Source organism: Candidatus Poriferisodalis sp., from assembly GCF_965208485.1.
Lineage (GTDB): Bacteria > Actinomycetota > Acidimicrobiia > Acidimicrobiales > Poriferisodalaceae > Poriferisodalis.
Genome location: NZ_OZ242344.1, coordinates 1,157,703 through 1,182,024, shown reverse-complemented (window position 1 = coordinate 1,182,024; position 24,322 = coordinate 1,157,703). Strand labels below are relative to the sequence as shown.

Below are 24,322 nucleotides of genomic sequence, written 5' to 3'. Positions count from 1 at the left end.
CTCTGTCGCCGACAGCGGAACCCGCGTACTCTCGTCAGGGATTCTTGTCACACACCTTGTGCACTCTGTAGCTCGTGCACTTGCCGACGAGTCGCTGTTCTGGGCGACGCACAGGTCGACGACTTGTCCGACCGTCCATCTGCCGAAGGGAGGGGATCGTGAGCGACCGCACCGGAATCGAGTGGACCGAGGCGACATGGAATCCCACCACGGGCTGTGACCGGACATCGGTCGGCTGCGATAACTGTTACGCGCTGACGCTCGCGAAACGTCTCAAGGCGATGGGCAATCCGCGGTACGAGCGCGACGGCGATCCCAAGCTGAGCGGCCCGGGATTCGGCCTCACCCTGCACGACGACCTGCTCGATCGGCCCCGGCGCTGGCGCCGGCCCCGCTTGATCTTCGTGAACTCGATGAGCGATCTCTTCCATCCGGAGGTGCCGCTGGACTTCATTCAGAAGGTTTTCGCCGTGATGGCCGACACCCCGCAGCACACGTATCAGGTGCTCACCAAGCGCTCGAAGCGGCTTGCGTCGGTGGCTGACGATCTCGACTGGCCTCCGAACGTGTGGATGGGTGTCACAGTCGAGACACCGCGCTACGCCTTTCGGATCGAACATTTGCGCTCAGTCGATGCCGCGGTTCGCTTCATCAGCGCTGAACCGTTGTTGAAGGGGTTGCCAAACCTCGACCTAACTGGGATTCACTGGCTCATCGCTGGGGGCGAGAGCGGACCGCGTGCCCGTCGCATCGAAGAGGAGTGGGTCCTGGATCTCAGGGACCAGTGTGCTGCTGCAGATGTCGAGTTCTTCTTCAAGCAGTGGGGCGGTCGCACCCCCAAGGCCCGCGGCCGCGAACTTCAAGGGCAGTTCCATGACGCGATGCCGATAGCGGCCCACTCCACGCTGAGGTCGATCGGTTCGCAAGATCCTGGACCGTCGCGCGAGGCTGCCGTAGAGCTGCGGATTGCGTAGACCCTTGCAGAACGGCGAGCGCCCCCGAAGTTGGGGCTTCTGGACCGAAGTCAAGCTGGACGCCTTGGGGCGCTACCTACCACAATTCACGAGGGCCTCTCGCAGGGCGCAGGCGACGCTCTACCTGGACCTCTTCGCCGGCAGCGTGGACAACGTCAGGCGAGACGACGAAGGCCGTCAGTTCTTTGGCTCAACAGTCCGCGCGCTGGACACAGAACCGGGATTTACTCGCTTGCGCTTCTTTGAATTGGGCCCCAACGCCGATCGTCTGAGGCAGCAGCTCCGCGACCGGTATCCCGACGACGACCGATTCGATGTCATCAACGGTGACTGCAACAAGGAGATTGCGGGTTGTCTGTCGGGGCTCAGTGACGATGGTCTCGACTGGGCTCCTACTTTCTGCTTCGTCGACCCCGACGGTCTCGATGTGGACTGGCCCACTCTGCGAGCGCTGGCCCAGTTCAAGAACTCAAGTGCGCGTACCAAGGCCGAGATGCTGATCCTGCTGCCTCACACGTCTATCCCGCGACTGGCGGGTTGGGACAACGCAATGGGAGTCGATGACAGGCTCTCGGCGAAGATCACGTCGCTCTTTGGCGCAGATTCTTGGCGAGCGATCGACGACCGACGCCAGAGCAACGACCTGACTGCATCTGAGGCGAGACATCTCTACTTGTCGCTCTTCCGCTTCAAGCTGGAGCGCGAACTTGGATACCGGAAGACCCTGACCATCGAGATGGGCAATGAACAGGGCATTCCTGTGTATGTGCTCGTGTTCGCGACCGACCATCCAGCAGGGGACAGGATCATGTCATCCGTGTTTCGGCAGGCTCGCGAGCAATCTGCGGAGTATCGAGCAGAACTGCGAGAGCGGCGGCAACGAGAGAGGGACGAGCGAGCGGGATTGCAGTCGCTGTTCGGTGCAGATGAACTGGCGGAAGAGGCCGCACCCGTCTACATGGAGACGACTGAATTGAGTGGCTCGGCTGAGCTGCCGGACTGGCTCTTGCATCGCATCGAGAGAGACTGAGCGGCGAGCCGTCGCTGGTCTAGATCGAGAACCAAGGGAGGCTGCGTGGCTGGCTCACTCGCGGGTCCGAGAGTTAGACCGACTCAAATCGGGCAAACCACTCGGCATCCACTGTGACATCCTCGATCTGACGGATGCGGGTCACGACGCCAAGTTCGTGTTCCTTGAGAAGATCGCAGAGATCCTCGCCGTTAATGAGCTGGACTGGCGAGGCGCCGTCCCTGCTCGCTTCGTCGCGAGCGCTTCGGGTGAAGGTGCCTGTGGTCACAAGGAGACCCTTCTCGCCGCGGCCGGCCATGGCTCCACGGAAGTCTCGGACGGCACTTGGTGGGACGGAGCCGCTGTAGCGCTTGCACTGGAAGTAGATCGGGAACGACACCAGGGACAGCCGGTAGACGCCGACCCCGTCAAGGCCTCCGTCGCCGCTTCGTCCGAGTACTTCGACTTCTCGAAACCCGGCCTCACGCAGCAGCCGCTGGATCAGGCGCTCGAACCCAGCAGGCGACATGTCCAGCAGCCGCTGCAGCAGGGTCGCTTGCCATCCGGTGTCCAGATCGGAGGCCTCGGCGAGGTCCAGTTCATGATTGTCGTCGGCGTCAGCGTGCTCGTTGTGCCGTCGCGGTGCTGTGCGGGCCGCGAGCCCGGCTCGAACGGCCCGCAGCTGTGTGTCAATCTCGGATTGGCTCTCGATTCTCTGGCCAGCCTCTGTGATTGCCCAGACTCCGCGCCTGGAATTGTCGACAGCACCCATCTTCTTGAGATCACTCAGAGCCCAACTGATCCGATCATCCGCAATCAGGTCGCCACTGGCTTCGTAGCGAGCCTCGAGTTGCTCATCCGTGAGACCTTCGCGTTCTGCCACAGCAGATATCACTTCACCTCGTCGCGCCGAGCCCCCGAGTTCCTTTAGCGCTTCGAGGGTAGGAAATATGAAGTCGATAGCGCGCGGCAGTTCCGATTGGCTCATGGCGTGAAGCTATCCCCGCCCGTGGACTTGGCCCTCAGGTTTCTCTGGAGACCGGCAGCGCGGCAGGCACGACGGCAAGGCGTTCGGCGACAGCGCTGGCGTTGGGGGTGGCGACCTCGCCAGTTGGCGAATCAGGGCTAGGTGCTAGCTGATGTGGATGACTCAGTCTGCGGTAGCGATACTGAACAGGACTCCCTGTTCAGTTTCGGAAGTGAGCGGAGACGTGTTGGGGGTCGTATCGGCATCGCCGTCATCAAGGAGACGCTCTAGGTCGTCGAGGTCCGAGATGGGCAGCGCGCCGCGCCGTTCCAGCGCTTCGTTGCCTGGCCCCTCGCCCGATCCTCGCCAGACGGCGACCCGGCCGAACTTGTGGTCGAGTGCCTCGGTGGCGCCGGTCCAGGTGCCGCCCTTGCCCTCGTCACTCGCGACCACGAGCGTGAGCGTTGATAGTGCGTAAATGAGCTTGTTGCGACCCATGGCGTTGCCGGCACTGAAGCCAGCGTCAGGGTTGTAGGGCGTGCACATGAGCGCTAGTCCACTGTGGATCGCTGCTCTGACATCGCTCTTGGCGAGCTTGCGAGACAGAGAGTCCGCCAGCAGTCCGACGACAGTGCCCCCCAAGTTGAACGCCGAATTCATGGCGAGCTGATCTACGCCCCTGGCTCCGCCTGACACCAATGGAATGCTGTGCCGAGAAGCGCACTTGGCCGCCTCAGCTGCGACCTCAGCTCCAGACGGGCTCACGTCTCGGCTGCCCACGACTCCGAGCCCTGCGGTGTCCAGTAGCTCGGCCGGCCCTGCTGCGTACAGCAGGGGAGGGGCCTTGGGTCCGAGTCGTTCCGTCCAGCTCTTCGGATAATGCTCATCGAACGGAGTGAGCGTCTGCACACCGGAGTGTTCCAGTCGTTCGAGCTCGAAGGCGAGAGCCGTCGCCCGGTCCACCAGAGCAGCCACGCGATCTGCAAGCGAGTTTGAGATTCCAGAGTCGATCGCCAGATCAGCGGCGCTCCTTCCCAGCAAGCCGCTAGGACCAGCTTCGAGGATCGCAGTCAGTTCCCAATACTCCGATGCCTTCAACGGCCGCACCTCGCCAACAGACAACCGACTAACGAGAGCCAGTGTCGCGAGCGCGTCGTCACTGCGCCTCACGAGATCGACCTCTCTGAAGCGTCGGCAAGCGCGAATGGGATGACGCGGCCCGATCCAGCTTCTCGCAGTAGGTGACCGATGGCCGTCAGCGTCCAGCGTGAGTCGACGATGTCGTCGACGAGGAGCACAGGTCCGGCGGGCACGGGGCCATCGACGCTGAAGGCTCCTGCAACGTTGCGGTACTGCTGGTGACTGTTCTGCATCGATTTTTGCGGCCGCGAGTCGCGGATCTGGCGTACAACATCCTGACACGGCAACTCCATTGCCTCGGCGAAGCGCCTGGCGAAGTCCGCGACCAACTGCCGATGGCGGCGAGACGGCACGAACGTCACCCATTTCGGCTCGGGATCAGGCCGCCACCGCTCCCGAATGAGGGCGACAGAGGCCTTCACCAGGCGATTCCGGAATCTCCCGTCTGACTGCTTGCCCCTGCGCACCATGCTGCCCCAGCCGCCGTCGCCCCATCTGGACAGCACCCTTCCCTGCTCCAGACGGGCCGCCACCGGAATCGACTTGCGGTCGGGCCACTGCTTGCGCGGTTCAATGACCATGCTTGCGCTGCGCATGAACTCGACGGCTTCTTGGACCTGCGCGGGCTCGAAGGCTTTGTCAAGCGCGACTCCGGTGCAGTTGTCGCACATGCCGCAAGACTCGCTGACTGGATCGTCGAGACAACGCCTGAGGAACCGCATACGGCATTGGTCGGTGTCGATGTACTCGTAGAGTTGTCTGAGTTCCGAGCGCCGCAGTGACGTCACAGCATCGATGCGGTCATGGTCGAAGGTCCATGTCTGCAGGGTTCGCCGCCATTCCCTTCCAATGCGCTCTATGACGCCGTCCACCTCCAGGTTCTTCAGGAGGTTCTCGAGCCGTTCGGGCCTCACGTTGGTCTCCTGGAGCAGCTGGTCTGTTGTCATCAACTCGTGATCGCTTTCTAGGAGAGCGACTACGTGCTGAGCCTGTGACGGATCGGGAAACGCCGAGGTGATGAAGTAGTCCTGAATGTTGGCATCCTCGCTGCCGCGCAGCAGGATGCCCCACGACTCGCTCAACCCCCGTCCCGCACGACCGACCTGCTGGTAGTAGGCGATCGCAGAACCGGTCGACTGGTAATGGATGACAAACGACAGGTCAGGCTTGTCGAATCCCATGCCGAGCGCGGATGTTGCCACAACCGCCTTCACGGAATTGCTCAGCAGCGATTGCTCAATTCCTGGTCGAGTCTGAGCATCGGTCGCACCGCTGTAGGCGACTGCGTCGATTCCCTGCGAAACGAGCCAGCTCGCGACTCGCTCGGTGTCGCGCACCGTGGAGCAATAGACGATCCCAGTGCCCGGCAGCTCTTTCAACGTGGCTGCGAGCCAAGTCAGTCGTTCTGGCGGCGAGAGAATAGTGAGCGCGTGCAAACGGAGCCCTTCGCGACCGAGCGGACCACGTACAGCCTCGAACTCCGATCCAAGCTGGGCCGTTACATCGGCGACGACTCGGTCGTTGGCCGTCGCTGTGCAGCACAGCACAGGAACCCCGGTCGGCAGCAAGTCCAGCACCCGGACCAGGCGGCGGTAGTCGGGTCGAAAGTCATGGCCCCAATCGGAGATGCAGTGGGCTTCGTCGATGACCAGCAGGCCGCAGCGGTTTCCGATGACCGGCAGCACATCGCTACGAAAGTCCTGATTCGCCAGTCGCTCCGGCGAAATCAAGACGATGTCAGCTTCGTCATCCTCGATCTGCCGGATCACCTCGTCCCACTCGGCCTGATTCGAGCTGTTGATGGTGACCGCGTGGACGCCCATCTTCGCTGCCGCGTCGATCTGATTCCGCATGAGCGCGAGCAACGGTGAGACGAGCAACGTCGGACCGAACCCTGCCTCTCGCAGCATCTTGGTCGCGATGAAGTAGACCGCGCTCTTGCCCCAGCCAGTCCGCTGCACGAGCAGTACGCGGCCCAGGTCGTCAACCAACTGCTGGATGACCTCAAGTTGGTCATCTCGAAACCCAGCCTCCGAATCGCCCGTCAGCTTGCGGAGCAGCCGTCGTGCCCTCTTGGACGAAATTGGCGCGCTCACCGGGTTCCGGTCGATTGCTGCTGTCGAAATGAAGCGCGCACGGCGCGGAAGCTAGCTGAGTCATCCCCGCCGGCGCTGCCACACCCCGAACCATGACACGCATGTAATGCCCACAGAGGTTGTCGACGGTTCGGTTCCTGTGATGGGTTGAGCCTCCGTGGCAGTGTGGGGTCTGTTGTGGTCCCGGATCGCCTGCGTCGAGGCCCACGACAACGAGAAAGCCGTGACGGCCGCAGCGTTCTGGCGCAACGCTCGGGACTGGTTCAATCGGCTCAACGTCGGCATCGACGCGGTCATGACCGACAACGGCAAGAACTTCACCTCAGCGAAGTTCGCCGAGGAGACCGCTGATTTATTCGGATTCGGGCAAGTCTGCAACGCTCTGACCTGCGGCTTTGCGCCCATGAATCGGCGATTTCGGCAATTGCTCAGCAGTCTCCGAGGCGCTCGCCGAGAACCGCGCCAAGCATCGGCTCACTCGCCTCTACCGGCCACAGACGAACGGCAAGGTCGAGCGGTTCAACCGCACCCTCGCCGAGGAGTTCCTCTACAGCTACAAGTCCCGCTCAGAACCCGACCGCCGACGCCTCCAGAACTGGGTGCACGCCTGCAATCTCCACCGGCACCACACCGCCATCGCAGGCACACCCGCCAGCCGCGTCGACAACCTCTGTGGGTATTACACCTAGCGCGGTGTGCGTCGATAGCGCGATGCGAGGTATTCATCGACCCATCTACGACTGCTCCTCCAGCGGCCATCGCTGCCGCGCGTCGCCTGGAGCCGTCCGCGATTCGCTGCGCCGCGCAGCGCTACATCGCTGATCTCGCTCGAAGCCAGCGCTTCCAGCGGCACGAGACGGGCGGGACCCGCCACCGCGGGCAGGACGAACTTGTACAGGCTGTCCAGCATCGAGCGAGCGCTGGCGGAAGCCGGAGCCCGGATGACCGACGTCGTACGGGTGCGGACGTTCATCACCGACATCGGCATGCTCGACGCCGATCGAGGGCTGCTGCCACGGCCTCGCTGACCAGCACGAGAGCGCCGCCACCGTCGGTGATGACGCAGCAGTCGAGCCGGTGCAGCGGATCGGAGATCATCGGCGACGACACCACCTCGTCAATGGTCACCACCTCCCGCAGGAAGGCGTGCGGGTTGTGCTGTGCGTGAGTCGATGCCGCCACCTTGACCTCGGCAAGCTGCTCGGAGGTGGTGCCGAACTCGTGCATGTGCCGCGCCGCTGCGAGCGCGTACCCGCCGGGTACCGACATGCCGAACTGGTTCTCGAACGAGGCCTCCGGGGCGGAGCTGAAGCGTGCGCTGCCTCCCGGCCCGGCACCGCCGGTTCGGGGCTTGCCCGCCAACGTGATGAGCGCCATATTCACCTGACCGGCGGCAATGGCGGCGGCAGCGTGCTGGACGTGCACGAGGTATGCCGAACCGCCGGTCTCGGTGTCATCGATGTAGGTGAGGTCGAGGCCGAGATACTCCGCCATCGACAATGCGCCAAAGCCGGGGGCGTCGCCGGCGGAGTAGTAGGCGTCCACATCGCCGAGTGACAGGCCGGCGTCGGCGAGCGCGCCCGCGGCAACCTCGGCGTGGATCTGCGGCAGCGTGCGATCGGGCAGTTCGCGTCCCGGATGCTCGTACACACCGGCGATCAAGGCCCGTCGGAGAATGCTCACCGGCGGCAACCTAGTGCCGTGTCAAGCAACCTTCGCTGTGGCGGGGATCGCTGGAGGGCCTGCTCGCAGGCGAAGCGACGGCGCCAGCAACCGCGCAAACGTTTGCTGACGCGGCACTAGCAGGCTGCTGAAATATGCAGGTCCGGCCGGAAGCGCAAGCCCCTGACCTGCGGGTTTGCAACTGGACACCGCCCGAAAACCGACTTTTTCAGCATCCTGCTAGTCGCAGGGTCGAAGACGGTGCCGGAACGGGCCCGGCCGGCCGGGCGCCTCGAACGCCAACCCGTCCTGCCGCCGAGCGTTAGCGTCGCGGCGATGCTGAAGCCGTACCGGATACTCGATCTCACCGACCACCGGGGCGCGATGTGCTCCGCCATCTTGGGCTCGCTCGGCGCCGAGGTTGTCCTCATCGAGGGACCCGACGGCCGGGGCCGCAACTACCGCAGCCAAGGCCCTGACGGCACGTCGCTCCAATGGTGGGCGCAGCGCCGGGGTGCGCAGAGCTGCGTCATCACCGACCGCAACGAGCTGCTTGAGCTCGTCGCCGGCGCCGATGCGGTGATCGAAACACCCGATCCCGGCCTGGGTCTCGACCACGACGAACTGCGCTCGATCAACCCGGGACTCGTGCACACCACGATCACCGCCTTCGGCAGCACTGGCCCGAAGGCCGACTGGGCGGCGACAGACCTCACCATCGCAGCGTCCGCATGCAGCGCCGCTATCACCGGCGACACCGACCGGGCGCCGCTGCGCATCACCGCGCCGCAGAGCTGGCTGCACGCCGGTTCACATGGAGCGGTCGGCACTGCGCTCGCGCTACGCCAGCGCGACCGCAGCGGCTGGGGCCAGCACGTCGACATCTCCGCCCAGCAGGCGATGATGCAGACCGCCTTTCCCGGCATCGTGCACAGTGCGAATGCGTACCCGTCGGCGCGCAGGACGTCCGGTGGGATCCTGCTGCTGAACTTCCATCTGCAGTTCGTGTATGCCGCTGCGGACGGCTTCGTCTCCATCACGCTGCTGTTCGGCGACACCATCGGCCGCTTCACCGCCCGCCTGATGGAGTGGGTTCATGAACTGGGCTTCTGCGACGACGAACTGGCCGGGCTCGACTGGGTCGAATTCGGCATGCGCCTGTTCACTGATCCCGAAGTAGCGCCCGCACAGATGGAGGCAGCGAAAGCCGCCATCGCTGCCATGACATCGTCGATGACCCGGGCTGACTTGTTCTCCGAGGCCCAGCGCCGGGAGGTGCTGCTGGCACCCGTCTACGCCCCGGCCGAGCTGGTGCATGTCGACCACTTCTCGCAGCGGGGCTACTGGGACGTGGTGGACGACGCCGCATGGGGCAGTGTCACCACGCCCGGGCGCTGGTGCCAGCCCAGCCGCACGCCCCTGCGTGCGCTCGGCGGGCCGCCCGCACTCGGCGCCGACACCGAGGCAGTGAAGGCTGCGCCGCGCTCGGCGCTGCTGGAGTCCGCCGAGGCGTTGCGGGACGCCGGCAGCGACCCGGCGTCGCCACGACCGCTCGAAGGCCTCAAGGTGCTCGACACCACATGGGTGTACGCCGGACCGTTCACAACGCGGCTGCTCGCTGACTTCGGCGCCACGGTCATCAAGGTGGAAGGGCCGGCTCGCTTCGACGCCGCCCGAGGTGCCGGCGGCGGCCTGCGGGGAGACATGGGGCCTGATGCCTCCATCCAGTTCGGCACCCTGAACGCCGGCAAGCGGGGCGTGACCCTGGATCTCAACACCGAGGCCGGCAGAGAGGTGCTCTGCGACCTGGTCGAGTGGGCCGACGTCTTCGTCGAGTCCTATACGCCGGGAACACTCGAGGCGTGGGGAATCGGCTACGACGTGCTGGCCGAACGGAACCCGGAGTTGATCCTGCTCAGCACGAGTCTGATGGGCCAGAGCGGTCCGCTGTCCACGTTTGCCGGGTTCGGCAACCTGGCTGGCGCCATTACCGGTTACTACGAGATGACCGGCTGGCCGGACCGACCTCCGGCGGGGCCGTTTCTGGCCTACACCGACTACGTCACGCCGCAGTTCATGGTGCCGCTGCTCATGGCGGCACTCGATGCCCGCGATGCCGACCCCGATGGCCGCGGCCAGCATCTGGACTTCGCGCAGGCCGAGGCCGCCATTCACTTCCTGGCGACCGAGGTGCTCGCGAAGACCGTGAACGGCGACGAGGCGACACGGATGGGCAACGCGGACGCCTTCATGTGTCCCCACGCCATGTACCCGTGCGACGCAGGCGGCGCCGAGCCCGACAACCCGCTCGAACCGCCGGACCCCTGGGTCGCGATCGTCTGCGAGACCGAGGGTCACTGGGAGTCGCTGTGCGACGTGCTCGACGCGGGCGGCCATGCAATGCCTGCCGAGCTGGCCGGCCTGGACGCGACGGGGCGACTTGGGCGTGTCGATGAGATCGACGCCGTCGTCGGAGGCTGGGCGGCGCAGCGCACCCCCGCCGAGGCCGAAGCCGCTCTGCAAGCGGCCGGCATCCCGTCGCACGCAAACCAGAACAGCGTGGGCTGCTTCGCCGACCCGCAACTGAACCACCGGGGCCATTGGCTGGAGGTCGAACACCCTCTGTACGAGCGCATGGTGGTGGAGGCGCCCCGCCTGCAGCTCAGCGCGACGCCCCATGCCATCTCCCGTTCAGGCCCCAGCCTGGGCGAGCACAACGACGACGTTTTGCGAGAGGTTCTCGGCTACGACGACGACCGCATCGTCGAGCTCGCCGTAGCCGGTGCCATCGGCTGACCTGCCGCCCGCACAGGCCCACGTGAGCGGCTAACTGCCGGCTCAGCCGCAATGGCCACGAAGCAACCTGTTTCGGGCCTTGTGTTTGTTGTTAGGTACATAAGCAACACTTTGTGTATGCTGTTTGCCAGATAGCAGATATAGCGACGGACGCATCATGGCTATTTGGTCACCCACCAACGAGGACTACCGCAGGATCTACCGCGAACAGAACCCGTGGCACTCCGCCAGCGGTCTGCCGGCTGCCCTTGCCCCGGGGACGGAACGAACGCTGGCGACAGTGCTGTGGCGGAAGCTGGTCAGCGATACACCGACACAGCACCAGATCGTGCTGGGGCCTCGCCGCGTGGGCAAGACCACGGTGCTGTACCAGACAGTTCGGCGCCTCCTCGACAGCGGAGTCGCCCCGGGGAATATCTGGTGGCTCCGAATGGACCACCCGCTGCTTCTGAAGTCCACTCTCGGTGACTTGGTGCGTGCCATTGTCGAGGGTTCTCAAGCAACGGCGGCTGATCCGCTCTTTCTCATGCTCGACGAGATCGTGTACGCCGAGAATTGGGATCTGTGGCTCAAGACGTTCCATGACGATCATTGGCCGGTGCGGGTCGCCGCCACATCGAGCAGCAGCGCTGCACTGAGAAAACAACGGCACGAGAGCGGCATCGGCCGGTGGGAAGAACACCACCTGATGCCCTGCCTCCTTGACGAAGCCCACCTGCTGCTGTCGGGCGTCGAGTCAGCCAGCCTGTCGCAAGCACCGACCGACAGAGCCCTCGCCGGCACGCTCGCTTCCTGGCCGACCGCACCCTCCCTCGGGAACCGGGCGGCTGAGCTGCGTGAGATTCTGATCATGGTCGGTGGCTATCCGCAGCTCTTGATGCACCGCGGCCCAGGCGGCAGCGCCGCATCGCTGCCCGATATCGAGAATTGGGTGCTCGAGTCTCAGCGTGTCCTTCGCAGCGATGCCGTCGAACGAGCGGTCTACAAGGACATACCCCAAGCAACCGGCATCGACAGCCCTGCGACTCTCGAGCGTCTGCTGTACATGCTCGCCGCAGCGATCACCGGGATCATGTCACCGAAGAACCTCAGTCAGGACCTCGGGATCTCGCAGCCGACGCTCGACCGCTACCTGACGCACCTCGAGCAGGCCTATCTGGTGTTCACGCTGACGAACTACTCGGGTTCGGAGCCTGCAATTCAGCGGCGCGGTCGCAAGCTCTACTTCTGGGACAGCGCTGTTCGCAACGCTGCGCTGCAACGCGGACTCGCTCCCCTCACCGATCCTGTCGAGCGGGGCACGTTGCTCGAGAATCTGGTGACCGCATCGGTCAAGTCGCTCGCGGTCCATGCAGGCATTCGCCTGCATTACTGGCGCGAGGGCAACAGCGAAGTGGACTTGATCTACGACGACCCCCGGCAGCCGCTTGCAATCGAGATCGCGTCGTCGCCCGACCACCACCGTCGAGGGCTTGCCGCACTCGTCGAACGCCACCCGCGCTTTCACGGCCACAGCTACCTCGTTGCACCAGGTGCCGATGTAGTCCCTGCCAGCCGCGAGATCTCAGGCCTCGGTACGTTTCCGTTGGATGCGTTCTTGCTGGCCATCGGCGACCAGGCGCGCCTAGCGATGCTCACCCGCCTCGGCATCCCGTCACCAGCCGCCGATGTACCAAATGCGCGCCCTTGAACCGGCCAAAATCGACCCCCGAACCGACCAAAAGTCGGGTTCGCGCTGTGCCAAAGGACGGGGACTCGCGTGGGCAGCGCACCGCCGTTCATCTGCCCCACCAGCGGCATCCATCGGGTCAATCGGGGGTGAAGCCGGTGCCTTCTTCGAAGTCGAGCTCTCGCGTGTTCTCATTGACGTTGCGAATCACGTCGCTGTCGAAACCGGCCGGGTTGTGGACCTCGATCTCGACCCGAATGTCAACCACCGCGTCTGGATGACCGAGCACACGCGTCAGCACTCCGTCGCTCAGTCTCGTGAATGCCTGCGTCGGTCGCGAGGCGTCCAGCTTGACTGAACCCCGGAATACCCGAAGTCCGCGCTGAGCGGCATCACCATCATCTCGTGACGCATCGGAACGAGCGTCGTCAGTGTCGTCATCGGTGAGCGATCCGATTGGTCCGGCATCAGCAGCGTCGGAATCGCTCTCGGCGTCAGCCTCTGCCTGCCCCAGATCGCGCTCGTATTGCGCTTCGAGAATGTCTGCTCGCACGACGAGCGTTGAAGGCGAAATGGCCGCTGCGGGCTCGCCCGGAGTGCTCAGTCCTACGTAGCGGTCGGAGGCCTCGTCGTAGGAAACGGCAACGCCGAAGCCCTCGGTGCGCCACATGATGCCTCCGGGTCCGGTTGCGACCGTGGCCAACAGCACGTCTTGGTCACGCAGACGGGGCAAGTAGACGTAGCGCGCCATGTCCTCCCACAGCACCGACACCGGAACGTGCCCGTCGGCCCAGCGCGACGCCAGTACGCCGTCGAGTTGCTGCCGCAGGATCACCGCAGGGAACTGGGCAGCCAGCGTGCCGTCATTCAGCAGTCGCCGGCCCGCGCTCTCGGCAATGCCCACTGCCGGCGCCGGCTGGCCGCCATAATCGCCGGCTCGCACCGAACCGCTGCCGGACCCGCGTTCCGCACGGTCGGCGTCGATCCTCACCGCCTCGAGCTCGACGGCACCTCGTGGGTCGCGTTGCTGCGGCACCAAGAGATATCGGTACGCCTCGACTACGCGCAGGCCCGCCGCCTGATTGGCCCGCTCACGCAGCGTCTCTGCCAGCTTCTTTTGCTGAGCGTCGAGGTTCAGATCCTCGTGTCTGCCGCAGATACCGTCCCACGCCAAGTACTCGGCCGCCGCCTGTTCCAGCCCTTCGACTGCCCGGTGTTCCGCCGCGGCGAACACGAGCATGTTGCGGTACTGGCGAGGACCTGCCCCCCGCTGTTCGAGAATCTCGCGGGCAGTTGCCAGCGCCGGAGAGTCCTCCGAGTTCACCGTCAACGGAGCGCCCGGCTCCAAGACCACCAGCCGCACACGCGGTTCGTCGACCACGTCGGCGGGACCCGCAGGTGCGATGTGCAACCCGGCGAATGGACTGCTGCGCGAACCGCGTCCCGCACCGTCGCGCAGCCGGCGGATGATCTCAGCCTGAATCTCGTGCCGCTCGCCATCAAGCAGGTTCTGAATCTCGTCTTGTGCCGTGCGCGTGACGTTCTGCTGCCGGTCGAACCAGTACCGATCGCGGTCCACGTAGAGGTACGGCGCCTCGGCGGCGATGCGGCTCAGCGCGTCCGAGAAGGGACCAGACGGATCGCCGGCGAAGGTGGAGCCCAAGCGCACGCGCCGCACGTCGAGCCCTTGATTGGCGCTGCCCACCCGGGGCGTCGCTCCGACGAAGATGGTTCGGGCGACCCGACGGGTGGCATGCAACGCCCCGAGGTGAGGGGTGCTGCGGTCGATCTGTGTGGCATGCGAGTCATGCCCATCGACGTCCGACGAGATGACCGGATGCCAGTAGTCGGTCAGCCGGCCCGCCAACTCGTTAACCACACGGTCGTCGCCGAGCGGGATGGAGCAAGGGAGAATCAGAGGCGACTTGTCGTCACTGGCCCAGAGGGAATCGATGGTCGCGGCCATCAGCCGCAGCACACCGCGGGTCCGCTGGAAGCGGTCGATTGCCGACCAGTCCTGATACAGACGGTCGAACACTTCCGGATGAATCGGATAGGCCGCCTTGATCCGCTCGACATAAGCAATCTCGGAGCACTCCGAGGGAAAGTCGCTGCGACGCGACCGGTACAGCTGCCCGAAGGCTTCCGCGGTTGCGTCGCGATGTTCACGGGCTTCGTCGCTGAGCGGTTCGAAGAGCCGACGCCGCACGATCTCGTAGCTCTCGTCTCCGCTCGCCGGCTGCCATGTCTCCGCGAGCCGGTTCGTCACGTTCGTCAGCCGTCGCAGGGCTTCCCGACCGGCAGTGCCGCCGATCTCCAGGCTCGACACGCCGAAGTTCTCGTCGTCGGCGTCCGCTTCCTCGGAGGCCGGAATGGATACCACGACGAGCACCCCGTCGGTCGCCTTCGCCGCCTCGGAGAGCGTCTGAGCGAAGCTGAACTGCGAGTCGAAGCTGCCACCGGGCAGGTCTGTGCGCTCGTAGAGTTCGCGCGCATACGCGACCCACTCGTCGATCAAGACCAAGCAGGGAGAGCACACCGTGAGCACGTCGCGAATGGCGTCGCCCGGGTTGACCCGATTGCGGTCGCTGTCGGCAAGCAGGTCGTAGGCAGCCCGACCGCCGAGCTGCCAAGCGATCTCGCCCCAGATCGTGTTGACCTCGGTGCCGTCCGGCTTCGTGTGCACCTCACCGGCGCCGAACTGGTTGCCCACGACGACGGCACGGTTCACTTCGGGTATGTCCTCGACGCCTGCGTCACGGACGAGTTCGGCAAGCTCGGGCGACAGCTCAGCAGGGTCGATGCCTGACATCAGGTGGTACAACGCGATGAGGCTGTGTGTCTTGCCGCCACCGAAGTTGGTCTGGCAGCTGATGACCGGCTGCCCGCCTCGGCCCGTGACGCGCTTGATCGCCAATGTCAGCAGGTCGCGCAGTCCGACGGTCAGGTACGTGCGTTCGAAGAAGCGGCGAGCGTCGGAGTACTCATCGCTGCCGAGGCCTTGGCGGACCATCTCGAGGTCGGCAGCGAACTCGGCGACGGTGAATTGCCCGGAATGGATGTCGTCGTGCGGGTGGATGACCTCGCGCCACGGCGTCAGGCCCCTCGGAGCTGCGTCGAGAACGTTGAATACGGCACCCGGCTTGTCGCTCGGTTCGGCATCTTGGGCACGCTCGTACTCGATCCGATTGAGATCGTGCTGCAGCTGCTCGACTTCGGGCGCGTCCTGCGGGGCCACGGCTTCAATGAGGGAGACGATGGCGCTGAGCGTGTACTGCGTGTCGTTCAGGCGAAATCGCTTGTTGTGCGCCCAGTCGTTCCGCTTGTCCCGAAGAGCGAAGACGATGTTGCGCGCGCTCCGAGGCAGTTGCCGCTCGAACGTTCCGCGCCAGCAGTCAGCGATGACGCGCAGCAGAAACGCCGGGTCCTCTGTCGAGAATTCCGAAATTGGTGGTCGCGCAGTGGAGGCGAACCGGGCCGCCCAGTCCGCGCCGCCTCCCTGAGACTGCGACATGTGCCGCTCGACGAACGGCCCGAGGCACCGCGCCAGAATCTCGAACGCCTCCCCCACCCGCGCCCGATTGCTCATCTCCGCCATAGTGGGTCTCCGCCGTCACTGCTAATGTGTGTCCATCTGATCCCCGCCCGCTGGGCCGACCACATGGGACGGCCCCCGGGCGGGTGTTTCTATTATGCGCACCCTTGTTCTCATTGACGGGCAGAACCTGTTCCATCTCGCACGCAGCGCATGGGCACCCGATCCACCGGACCCGGCGTCTCCCTACAGTTGGCCGAGCTTCGACATCTTGAAGATCGCGCAAGCAGTCACCGCAGCCCACCCCGACCGTCACCTAGTCGAGACCCGTTTCTATACCGGAGTCCCGACGGCCAAGGCGAGCGCGCATTGGCACCACTTCTGGTCCCGCAAGCTGCGCCACGCCAAGAACCAAGGCATCTACACCTTCGCCGGACGGATCAGCGTCGGACGCCAGGAGAAAGGCGTCGACGTGGCGCTCGCTGTCGATCTCGTTCAAGCCACCTACCAACAGCGCTTCGATGTAGCCATCATCGTCAGCCAAGACACGGACTTCGGCCCAGCAGTGCGGTTGTGCAAGCAGATTGCCCAAGCCCAAGGGCGCACGCTCCGCTTCGAATGCGCCTTTCCCAGGCCGCCCGGGCCAAAGGCGCCGAGAGGCGTCCCCGGCACTATCTGGGTGCCCATCACCCAGGCGACGTACGACGCCTGCCGAGACAACATCGACTACCGACGTCCCTGACAGTCCTCAAATTCGGGTCAGATCGTCGATTGTGGGCCGATGGTTGGCGGTCGCCGTTGCGCTGTTTGACACCCAGCAGCGACCCGCCGGGCGCGGGACGGCTTCGCCGGAGTATCGGCAGAGGCGGCCGGACTACTGGAGGGCGAGGGTGAGGTCGGAGGACTGGGCTTGGCGGGCGAGTTCAGGCCAAGCGGTGACCAAGGCGTTGTAGGCAAGGGCTTCAGACTGGCTGCCAGTGCGCTCGCAGATGTGGAACAGGCGGTAGGCGAGGTCGCGGGGCGCATCATCGCTGGAACCGGCGGCTTGCAGCAGCGCAGCAGCCACCTGCTCTCCGTCACTCATCAGCGCCCGCCGAAGATGCAGCGTTGTCTCCCACACGGTCCGGCGTTTGTCGGTTGTCGGGTGCCACTGCTCGTCGAGCTCGTCGGCTTCCAGCAGCCGGCACTCGTTGCCCTGCTGCCACAAGATGCCTGCCTCGGTGAGCCCGCCGATGGAGGTGTTCTTGGCTTTGCAGAGCGTGTCGGCTTCGCCCGCGGGGCCGACACCATGGCCGTACTGCGCGTACCAAGCGAGCGCCCAGCGAGTGTCCACATCGAGGTCGCCCTCGTGCTCTTCGAGCACGGCATCGAGTGCCCGATTGATCTCGGCCAGAGCGTCGCGCACGGTCATCGAACTGCCGTCGGGTTCAATCACTCGGCTATAACGGGAGAACACCGCCATGCCGGGTCCGATGGATGACTGCTCCAGATCGACGGGTGCGATGTTCTCCGACTGCAATCCGCGCAGCGCCTCGGGAAGCTCTTGGCGCAATGCCATCAGGAAGTCGCGGCGGCTCACCACCGGCGCGTCGGCGGGACGGCGACGGCAGACCAAGATGATCGACGATGCGAGAGCGGCCCGGCCCACCTCGCGCAGGCCGCCTGGCTGCTCAGTCCGGATCGGCCACGTCCGCACGATCATGGCTCCGCTCTCCAGCAGCCCTTCGAGCATGGTTTCCCAACCCGTCGAGGCTGTGCCCGACGCGTCGGTCTCGGACTGAATCACCCCGTGTTTTGTAGAGACTCGGGTTGTTGTGTCACGGCCGGGGTGGCTGTGCTGTGTTGACGGTGGTAGGTGGTCTCGTGTTCGGCGGGGGTGGTGTAGTTGCCGCGGCCGGCGATCAGGGCGCTGTGGCTGCGTCGGTGGTTGTACCAGTCGACCCGTTCGAGGGTGGCGAACTCGACGTCGGACAGTCCTTGCCAGGGTCCGCGTGGGTAGATGAGCTCCCATTTGTAGAGCCCGTTGGGGCTCTCGATCATGGAGTTGTCGTAGCTGTCGCCTTTGGAGCCGACCGAGGCGACGATGTCGTTGTCGGCGAGCCGCTGGCTGTAGCGGATCGACAGGTACTGCGATCCCATGTCGCTGTGATGGGTGACCCCCTCGATGCAGCGCCCGTCGCGGCGGCGAGCGGAGATGGCCATCTCCAGGGCGTCGAGGGCCAGGTCGGCGCGCATCGGCCGCGACGCCTGCCAGCCGATCACGCGGCGGCTGTAGGCGTCGATCACGAACGACACGTACACGAAGCCGCTTGCGGTGCGCACATAGGTGAGGTCCGCCAGCCACAGCCGGTCCGGGGCCGGCACCGCGAAGTCCCGCTTGACGAGGTCGTCGGGGCGTTCGGCGTCGGGACCGCCGACGGTGGTGCGCACCTTTGCGCCCCGCCGCACGCCCCGCAGGCCCAGCTCGCCCATGAGGCGCTCCACAGTGCAGCGCGCCACCCGCACGCCCTCGACGCGGTTGAGGTGGTCCCACACCTTCGCCGCCCCATAAGCGTCGTAGTTCGCCTTGTGCACCCTGGCGGTCTCGACGCGCAGCCACGCGTCCCGCAGCGCCCGAGCCGACGGCGGCCTGGCCTTGGCGGCGTAATAGGTGGACGGGGCGATCCCGACACCGTGCTCGGCGAGCACAGCGCAGATCGGCTCGACCCCGAACCGGTCCCGGTGAACGTCCACGAACGCCACTATCTCTGAGACTGGCGGTCGAGCTCCGCCCCGAAGAAAGCCGACGCCGCCTTCAAGATCCCGTTCGCCCGGCGCAACTCACGGTTCTCGCGCTCGAGCTCGGTGATCCGAGCACGATCCGCCGAGCTCACCCCCGGGCGGACGCCGCCGTCGATCTCAGCACGACGCACCCACTTGCGCACCGTCTCCGCCGTCGATCTCAGCACGACGCACCCACTTGCGCACCGTCTCCGCCGTCGGGCCCAGCTTGCCGGCGACCGAGCAGATCGCCTCCCACTGAGACCCATACAGACGCTGGTTCTCCAGCACCATCCTCACCGCGCGCTCACGCAGCTCGACTGGATATCTCCCATTTCCTGGCATCGCTCCATCCTCTCAAGGAACAGAGCCTCCACCAAAACCGGGGTGATTCAAAGACCGCCGAACACATCATCGCAAAAGTCAAACGAGCACGAACCGCCCTCAACAAAACCGCGACACACCACTAGTCCACTGTGGATCGCTGCTCTGACATCGCTCTTGGCGAGCTTGCGAGACAGAGAGTCCGCCAGCAGCCCGACGACGGTGCCCCCCGAGTCGAACGCCGAATTCATGGCGAGCTGATCTACGCCCCTGGCTCCGCCTGACACCAATGGAATGCCGTGTCGAGAAGCGCACTTGGCCGCTTCGACCGCGACCTCAGCTCCAGACGGGCTCACGTCTCGGCTGCCCACGACCCCGAGTCCTGGGACATCGAACAGCTCTACCGGCCCTGCTGCGTACAGCAGGGGAGGGGCCTTGGGCCCGAGTCGTTGCATCCAGCTCTTCGGATAGTGCTCATCGAACGGAGTGAGCGTCTGCACACCGGAGTGTTCCAGTCGTTCGAGCTCGAAGGCGAGAGCCGTCGCCCGATCCACCAGAGCAGCCACGCGATCCGCAAGCGAGTTTGAGATTCCAGAGTCAACCGCCAGATCAGCGGCGCTCATTCCCAGCAAGCTGCTAGTGGTGCGTCGCTGAAATGGCTGGGGCTGAAGCAAGCCCATTCTTACAGGTCAGCGAGTTGCATGATGCCCGGAAGAAAACTGTGACACGCCACTAGGACCAGCTTCGAGGATCGCAGTCAGTTTCCAGTACTCCGATGCCTTCAACGGCCGTACGTCGCCAACGGACAGCCGACTAACGAGGGCCAACGTCGCGAGCGCGTCGTCGCTGAGCCTCACAAGTCGATCTCGTTGCGCTCTACCACGAGATCGCGGTTCGGACCGCGAGTTGCGTCGCAGCTTCGACGAACGCCTCATCTTGCGGCTCTCGCCGATACGCAGCTATGAGTTCAGTATCGGCAGCCATGACGTCGGCAGCCTCGATCACCGCTCGTGCGCCCCTGCGCAGCAGCTCCGACGTGCTGGTCCCTTCGGCGTCTGCGATCTCCGCGAGACGCTCGATGAGTTCGTTATCGAGTTGGACACGCACCTCTCGTCGAGCCATTTCCATACGGTATGGCATATGGCCAGAACCTGGGTAGGTCTCCGAAAGCTGTATCACGGGTGATACATTGCTGTCATGGACGAGGTAACCATCCGGCAGCTCCGCAATCATGGAGGCGATGTCGTCGATCGTGTGCAGGCGGGTGAGCGGCTCACCGTCACGCGGTCTGGCCGGCCGGTAGCGGAGCTGCGTCCCCTGCCTCACCGGGCGCTCGATGCCTCGACACTGCTCGAACGCTGGCGTCGGCTTCCCGATGTCGACCCCGTCCGACTCCGGTCCGAAATCGATGACCTGATGGACCCCTCACTGTGAGTGTCGAGCACCAGCACGACCGTGGCGTGCTGGACACCAATGCGGTCATCGGCTTGCCGCGGATGGCCGACGCCGGGATGCTGCCCGCCGAACCGACCATCACTGCCATCACGCTTGCTGAGCTGTCCGTCGGGCCGCTGGTGGCTCCAGACGCGGCCGAGCGCGCGGGGCTCCAAGCTCATCTGCAGCAGGCGGAGGCCGACTTCGATCCACTTCCGTTCGACGATGCTGCTGCCAGGGTCTTCGGTCAGGTCGCCTCAGACCTGCGGGCTTCCGGACGCAAGCGTGCAGCACGGGCCTACGACGCGCTTATAGCTGCCACAGCAATCTCGAATGGACTGCCGCTGTACACAGCGAATCCTGCGGACTTCGAAGGCATCACTGATCTTGAGATTGTTGTATTGCCCGTGTCAGGAGCCGCCTCGAAGTAGGCGACGATCAGCCTTCAGCGCCGTTGGCCGCTCAATAACTCGGACAGGGGCGAATGAGGTCGCGGAAGCCGCTGGCCGGTTGCTCGGGGCCGATCGCTGCTCACCGGAGCAGAGATCACGCCTTGCGCTGTCAGCCGCTCGATCAGCGCCGCCGCGTCCAGATTCACAAGGACAGTCTTCCACCGTGCACACGAATTGGCGGCACGGGTTCGGCCGTTCGTGGCCGCGGCGTGCTGATACCTTGCCGCCCGTATGTCTCATGAAAGCAATGCACTTCCGTCCATGGGGGAGCGCTACACCCGGCCTGACTGGGTGCGGCGCATCAACCTCATGGGCGACTCGATCGGGGGGCGACCCCAGGATCTGGTGCCCATCGACACCGGTGAACTGCTGAAGCTGGCCACAGCTTCTGTCGGCGGCATGCCCGCCGGCGATCTGGGCGATCCGGGCTGGCAGAGGCGTTTCGGGGCCCTGTCTGCCGAGCTGGACGCCTCGCCGATGCACCTGCTGGGCCGGCTGATGACCAAGCAGGAGCTGCTGCGCTCGCTGCGCACCCGGCTGCTGCTCACCGCAGCCATCGACGCGACGCCGCAGATCACCGCTGAGCCCGTGGCTTCGCCGGTGATGATCGCCGGCCCGGCCCGCTCGGGCACCTCGATCCTGTTCGAGCTGCTGGGGTTGCATCCCGACCTGCGAGCCCCGCTCGGCGCCGAGGCGCTGCACCCGGTGCCGCTGCCCGAGGGGGGCCTCGCAGATCGGCTGGAGATGGGACAGTGCGAGCAGGAATTCTGGGCCGACATCCAGCCCGAGTTCCTGGCCATGCACGAATTCCGGGCCGATCTGCCCGTCGAGTGCATCACCCTCACCACCGGCAGCTTCGCCGGGTTCCACTGGAGCATGATCGCCCCGCTGACGCAGTGGATTCCCGACCTGGACGTGAACTACAGCTACGAGCGGCAGATCCTCCAGGTGCTCCAGCACGGCGGGGGTCCCACGCAATGGGTGCTCAAGACGCCCGGCCACCTGTTCGTGCTGCCGCAGCTGTTCGCAGCCTTCGGCGACGCCTGGGTGATCCAGACCCACCGCGATCCGGCCCGCACGATGGCCTCCACTGCCAATATCGCGGCCATGGTCCACTGGATGCGCTTCAGCGACGTCGACGCCGTCGGGAATGCGCACTTCGTGCACGATGCCTTCGCGTTCGCCCTCAACGACTCGGTGAATCTGCGGGCAACCGGCGTGGTGCCGGACGAGCAATTCGTGGACGTCAACTACGTGCAGCTCGTGACTGACCCGGTGGCCACGCTGGGTGTGGCGCTCGAGCAGATGGGTCTGTCGATGACCGATGCCTACGCCGCCGCTGTACGGGACTACCTGGACCACAAACCCAAGGGCAAGTACGGCGTGCATCGCTACCAGCCCGAGGACTGGGGCTTCACCGCCGAGGGCATACGCGACGCCACGGCCCAGTACATCGAGCGTTTCGACCTGCCCCCAGAGGGCTGAGCCGGCCACGATCATGGACCCGCTTCCCGAGACCGAATCCCGCCGGGCCCTCGCCGAGCTGGGTGAGGTGCTGCGCGACGCCGATGAACGCTGGGTGTCGCCCGAGTGGAACCTGTACACGGCCGACGACGCCGTCGAGGCGCACCGTGCCCTCATGCACTACCTGCAGTGGGGCCTGGTGGGGCTGTTCGAGCGCGACCCGTCCGCCCCCCGCTTCGAACGCTTGGTGACGCCGAACCGCAAGCTGCTCGGCGACAACCCCGACACGGTGTACTTCGAGGCGCCGGTCTCGGCCGAGTACGCCTACCGGGTGCGGGGGGAGACCAAGGACGCCGACTACCTGTCGATCACCGTCGAGTTGAGCGCCGGCTGGGGGTCGATGGACAACCAGGTGCTCGGCGTGCTCAACGACACGACGCTGGACGTCGATGCCGACGGCAGGTTCGAGATCGTCATCGGCGGCGAACCCCAGCAGGGGAATTGGCTGGCGCCACCGCCCGAGGAAGGGCAGATCATCAGCCGCCACTACTTCGAGGACACCACGCACGCAGGCACAGACCCGGACCGGTGGCCGGCGATGCAGATCGAAGTCATCGACGGCACGCCACCGCCGCGGCCGTCCGACTCCGCCGTGAGCGCAGGCATCCGGCGAGTCGCTGCGTTTATTCGCGAGCTCACCACCGACCGCGTGCCGATGGCCCAGGGCGAGCCCCGATCCTGGGTGTCGCTCGTGCCCAACGAGTTCCCGCCGCCCGGCCTTCCAGGCGACCTCGGCCTGGCCGCCACCGACGCCGCCTACGCCCTGGCGCCGTTCGTGGTCGGACCCGACGAGGCTTTGGTGATCCGCGGCCGCTGGCCTCGCTGCCGCTACGCCAACATCAGCCTGTGGAACCGCCACCTGCAATCGCTCGACTACGCGAACCGCTCCATCTCGCTCAACCGCGCCCAGATGGTCGCCGACGCCGACGGACGTTTCACTGCCGTGATCTCCCACATTGACCCGGGCGTTCCCAACTGGCTCGACACCGAGGGTCGCCCATTCGGCATCGCCTTCTGGCGCTTCATGCTGCCTGAAGGCGACATCGAGACCCCCCAAGCCGAGCTCGTGCCCCTCGCCGATCTGCGCGGCCGGCTCTAGCCGGCCCGGCCGACTGCGAGATCAGTCGGAGAAGGCGTCGACGAGGTCCTGGTTTCGGTCGACGTAGCGCGCCAAGCGCTCCGCGCCGTCGGGGGCGGCAAGGACGATCCGCTCGACGCCGAGTTCGCGATACAGCTCCAGCTTCTCGGCGTCGGGGCTCGCGTAGCAGTACATGGAGATCGGGATGCCGTCGGGATCACGGCCCGCTGCCTCTGCAGCGGTCCGGAATCGCTCCATGCCGACCCTGATGTCCCTGAAGCCCACATCGAGCGGGCACCAGCCATCCGCATACTCGGCGACGTGACGCATCCCGATCCGCCCTCGGCAGCCCACCAGCACCGGCGGACCGGGCTGCTGCGCCGGCTTCGGGTACACCCACGAAGGCGCGAAGTTCACGAACTCGCCTGAGTAGGAGGCTTCGTGCTCGGTCCACAGCAGCCGCAGTGCTTCAACCGTCTCCCGCATGGCGTTGTAGCGCTGCGACCACGGCACGTTCGACACGTTGGCCAATTCCTCCCGGTTCCAGCCCACGCCCACACCGAACAGCAGCCGGCCGTCGGACACCTCGTCCAGCGTCGCGACGCTCTTGGCCAAGTCCAAGATCTCGTGCTCGAGCACCAGACACACGCCCATCGCCAGCTTGATCTTCGACGTTGCCGCGGCGGCTGTCGCCAGCGAGACGAACGGGTCGCGCATGTGCCAGTAGAGCTGCGGCAGATCGCCCCCGTCGGGGTGAACCGTCTCCCGGCTGGCGGGAATGTGGCTGTGCTCGCCCACCCACAGCGAGTCATAGCCCCGCTGCTCCGCCTCAACCGCCATCTCGGCCGTCGGCGGGCCGTAGTCGCTGTTCGTGGGTGCCAGCCCGATCTTCATGAGTGCCG

The 24,322-nt window shown here is 65.4% G+C and carries 19 protein-coding genes, 2 pseudogenes and 1 other annotated feature; of the genes and pseudogenes, 10 read left to right on the top strand and 11 right to left on the bottom strand.

Annotated elements, in window-relative coordinates; translation table 11 throughout:
• The first annotated feature begins 158 nt into the window (after positions 1-158).
• Both ACOGXQ_RS05315 and tcmP read left to right on the top strand, forming a co-directional pair.
• A complete protein-coding gene (locus ACOGXQ_RS05315) occupies positions 159-974 on the top strand; it encodes a DUF5131 family protein (RefSeq protein ID WP_419946396.1) in 816 nt (271 codons plus the stop codon).
• Positions 967-2,004, top strand: a complete 1,038-nt coding sequence (gene tcmP, locus ACOGXQ_RS05310; protein ID WP_419946395.1) for a three-Cys-motif partner protein TcmP — start codon at positions 967-969, stop codon at positions 2,002-2,004. The genes ACOGXQ_RS05315 and tcmP overlap by 8 nt, the downstream gene beginning before the upstream one ends.
• Positions 2,005-2,077: 73 nt before the next feature.
• On the opposite strand, the gene ACOGXQ_RS05305 is transcribed toward tcmP, so the two are convergent.
• The 3 genes from ACOGXQ_RS05305 to ACOGXQ_RS05295 all read right to left on the bottom strand — a co-directional run bounded on the left by ACOGXQ_RS05305 (position 2,078) and on the right by ACOGXQ_RS05295 (position 6,186).
• On the bottom strand, positions 2,078-2,971 hold the full coding sequence (locus tag ACOGXQ_RS05305) for a restriction endonuclease (RefSeq protein ID WP_419946394.1): 894 nt from the start codon (positions 2,969-2,971) through the stop codon (positions 2,078-2,080).
• Positions 2,972-3,133: 162 nt separating this feature from the next.
• Complete coding sequence (locus ACOGXQ_RS05300) at positions 3,134-4,048, bottom strand: DNA-processing protein DprA (RefSeq protein ID WP_419946393.1); 915 nt, start codon at positions 4,046-4,048, stop codon at positions 3,134-3,136.
• Positions 4,049-4,116: 68 nt separating this feature from the next.
• The gene (locus ACOGXQ_RS05295; protein WP_419946392.1) at positions 4,117-6,186 is read right to left on the bottom strand and encodes a RecQ family ATP-dependent DNA helicase; all 2,070 of its coding nucleotides are present in this window, start codon (positions 6,184-6,186) and stop codon (positions 4,117-4,119) included.
• Positions 6,187-6,593: 407 nt separating this feature from the next.
• Here ACOGXQ_RS05295 and ACOGXQ_RS05290 point away from each other — a divergent pair, with 407 nt between their 5' ends.
• Positions 6,594-6,875 carry an integrase core domain-containing protein gene (locus ACOGXQ_RS05290; protein WP_419947341.1) on the top strand — a complete coding sequence of 94 codons (282 nt, stop codon included), beginning with the start codon at positions 6,594-6,596 and terminating at the stop codon, positions 6,873-6,875.
• Here ACOGXQ_RS05290 and ACOGXQ_RS05285 read toward each other — a convergent pair.
• A complete protein-coding gene (locus tag ACOGXQ_RS05285) occupies positions 6,872-7,174 on the bottom strand; it encodes a hypothetical protein (protein WP_419946391.1) in 303 nt (100 codons plus the stop codon). The genes ACOGXQ_RS05290 and ACOGXQ_RS05285 overlap by 4 nt on opposite strands.
• Before the next feature lie 8 nt (positions 7,175-7,182).
• Positions 7,183-7,869: pseudogene (locus ACOGXQ_RS05280) on the bottom strand (thiolase domain-containing protein); the annotation flags it as partial.
• A gap of 315 nt (positions 7,870-8,184) precedes the next feature.
• Here ACOGXQ_RS05280 and ACOGXQ_RS05275 point away from each other — a divergent pair.
• Both ACOGXQ_RS05275 and ACOGXQ_RS05270 read left to right on the top strand, forming a co-directional pair.
• Positions 8,185-10,644 carry a CoA transferase gene (locus tag ACOGXQ_RS05275; RefSeq protein WP_419946390.1) on the top strand — a complete coding sequence of 820 codons (2,460 nt, stop codon included), beginning with the start codon at positions 8,185-8,187 and terminating at the stop codon, positions 10,642-10,644.
• A gap of 157 nt (positions 10,645-10,801) precedes the next feature.
• Positions 10,802-12,334 carry an ATP-binding protein gene (locus ACOGXQ_RS05270; RefSeq protein WP_419946389.1) on the top strand — a complete coding sequence of 511 codons (1,533 nt, stop codon included), beginning with the start codon at positions 10,802-10,804 and terminating at the stop codon, positions 12,332-12,334.
• Between the two features lie 118 nt (positions 12,335-12,452).
• Here ACOGXQ_RS05270 and ACOGXQ_RS05265 read toward each other — a convergent pair whose 3' ends face one another.
• Positions 12,453-15,902: a DUF499 domain-containing protein gene (locus tag ACOGXQ_RS05265; RefSeq protein WP_419946388.1), complete on the bottom strand. Its 3,450-nt coding sequence runs from the start codon at positions 15,900-15,902 to the stop codon at positions 12,453-12,455.
• A 103-nt stretch (positions 15,903-16,005) separates the two neighbouring features.
• Here ACOGXQ_RS05265 and ACOGXQ_RS05260 point away from each other — a divergent pair, with 103 nt between their 5' ends.
• On the top strand, positions 16,006-16,590 hold the full coding sequence (locus tag ACOGXQ_RS05260; protein WP_419946387.1) for an NYN domain-containing protein: 585 nt from the start codon (positions 16,006-16,008) through the stop codon (positions 16,588-16,590).
• A gap of 132 nt (positions 16,591-16,722) precedes the next feature.
• Here the strand turns inward: ACOGXQ_RS05260 and ACOGXQ_RS05255 are convergent, their stop codons facing one another.
• The 4 genes and pseudogenes from ACOGXQ_RS05255 to ACOGXQ_RS05240 all read right to left on the bottom strand — a co-directional run bounded on the left by ACOGXQ_RS05255 (position 16,723) and on the right by ACOGXQ_RS05240 (position 20,054).
• Complete coding sequence (locus ACOGXQ_RS05255; protein WP_419946386.1) at positions 16,723-17,634, bottom strand: hypothetical protein; 912 nt, start codon at positions 17,632-17,634, stop codon at positions 16,723-16,725.
• Positions 17,631-18,953 (bottom strand): annotated as a pseudogene (locus tag ACOGXQ_RS05250) (IS3 family transposase). The gene ACOGXQ_RS05255 and the pseudogene ACOGXQ_RS05250 overlap by 4 nt, the downstream one beginning before the upstream one ends.
• Positions 18,504-18,632, bottom strand: a sequence feature (AL1L pseudoknot). (Overlaps the previous pseudogene by 129 nt.)
• Before the next feature lie 47 nt (positions 18,954-19,000).
• Entirely contained in the window at positions 19,001-19,555 is a 555-nt protein-coding gene (locus ACOGXQ_RS05245) for a DNA-processing protein DprA (protein ID WP_419946385.1), read from the bottom strand.
• A gap of 253 nt (positions 19,556-19,808) precedes the next feature.
• Entirely contained in the window at positions 19,809-20,054 is a 246-nt protein-coding gene (locus ACOGXQ_RS05240) for a ribbon-helix-helix protein, CopG family (protein WP_419946384.1), read from the bottom strand.
• 75 nt (positions 20,055-20,129) lie between these two features.
• On the opposite strand from ACOGXQ_RS05240, the gene ACOGXQ_RS05235 reads away from it, so the two are divergent.
• The 4 genes from ACOGXQ_RS05235 to ACOGXQ_RS05220 all read left to right on the top strand — a co-directional run bounded on the left by ACOGXQ_RS05235 (position 20,130) and on the right by ACOGXQ_RS05220 (position 23,441).
• On the top strand, positions 20,130-20,366 hold the full coding sequence (locus tag ACOGXQ_RS05235) for a type II toxin-antitoxin system Phd/YefM family antitoxin (protein WP_419946383.1): 237 nt from the start codon (positions 20,130-20,132) through the stop codon (positions 20,364-20,366).
• On the top strand, positions 20,363-20,797 hold the full coding sequence (locus tag ACOGXQ_RS05230) for a type II toxin-antitoxin system VapC family toxin (protein ID WP_419946382.1): 435 nt from the start codon (positions 20,363-20,365) through the stop codon (positions 20,795-20,797). The genes ACOGXQ_RS05235 and ACOGXQ_RS05230 overlap by 4 nt, the downstream gene beginning before the upstream one ends.
• Positions 20,798-21,079: 282 nt before the next feature.
• Positions 21,080-22,303: a sulfotransferase family protein gene (locus ACOGXQ_RS05225; protein ID WP_419946381.1), complete on the top strand. Its 1,224-nt coding sequence runs from the start codon at positions 21,080-21,082 to the stop codon at positions 22,301-22,303.
• Between the two features lie 13 nt (positions 22,304-22,316).
• Positions 22,317-23,441, top strand: coding sequence for a DUF1214 domain-containing protein (locus ACOGXQ_RS05220; RefSeq protein ID WP_419946380.1), 1,125 nt, complete (start codon positions 22,317-22,319; stop codon positions 23,439-23,441).
• Between the two features lie 21 nt (positions 23,442-23,462).
• Here ACOGXQ_RS05220 and ACOGXQ_RS05215 read toward each other — a convergent pair whose 3' ends face one another.
• Positions 23,463-24,314: an LLM class F420-dependent oxidoreductase gene (locus ACOGXQ_RS05215; RefSeq protein ID WP_419946379.1), complete on the bottom strand. Its 852-nt coding sequence runs from the start codon at positions 24,312-24,314 to the stop codon at positions 23,463-23,465.
• Between the last annotated feature and the right edge of the window lie 8 nt (positions 24,315-24,322).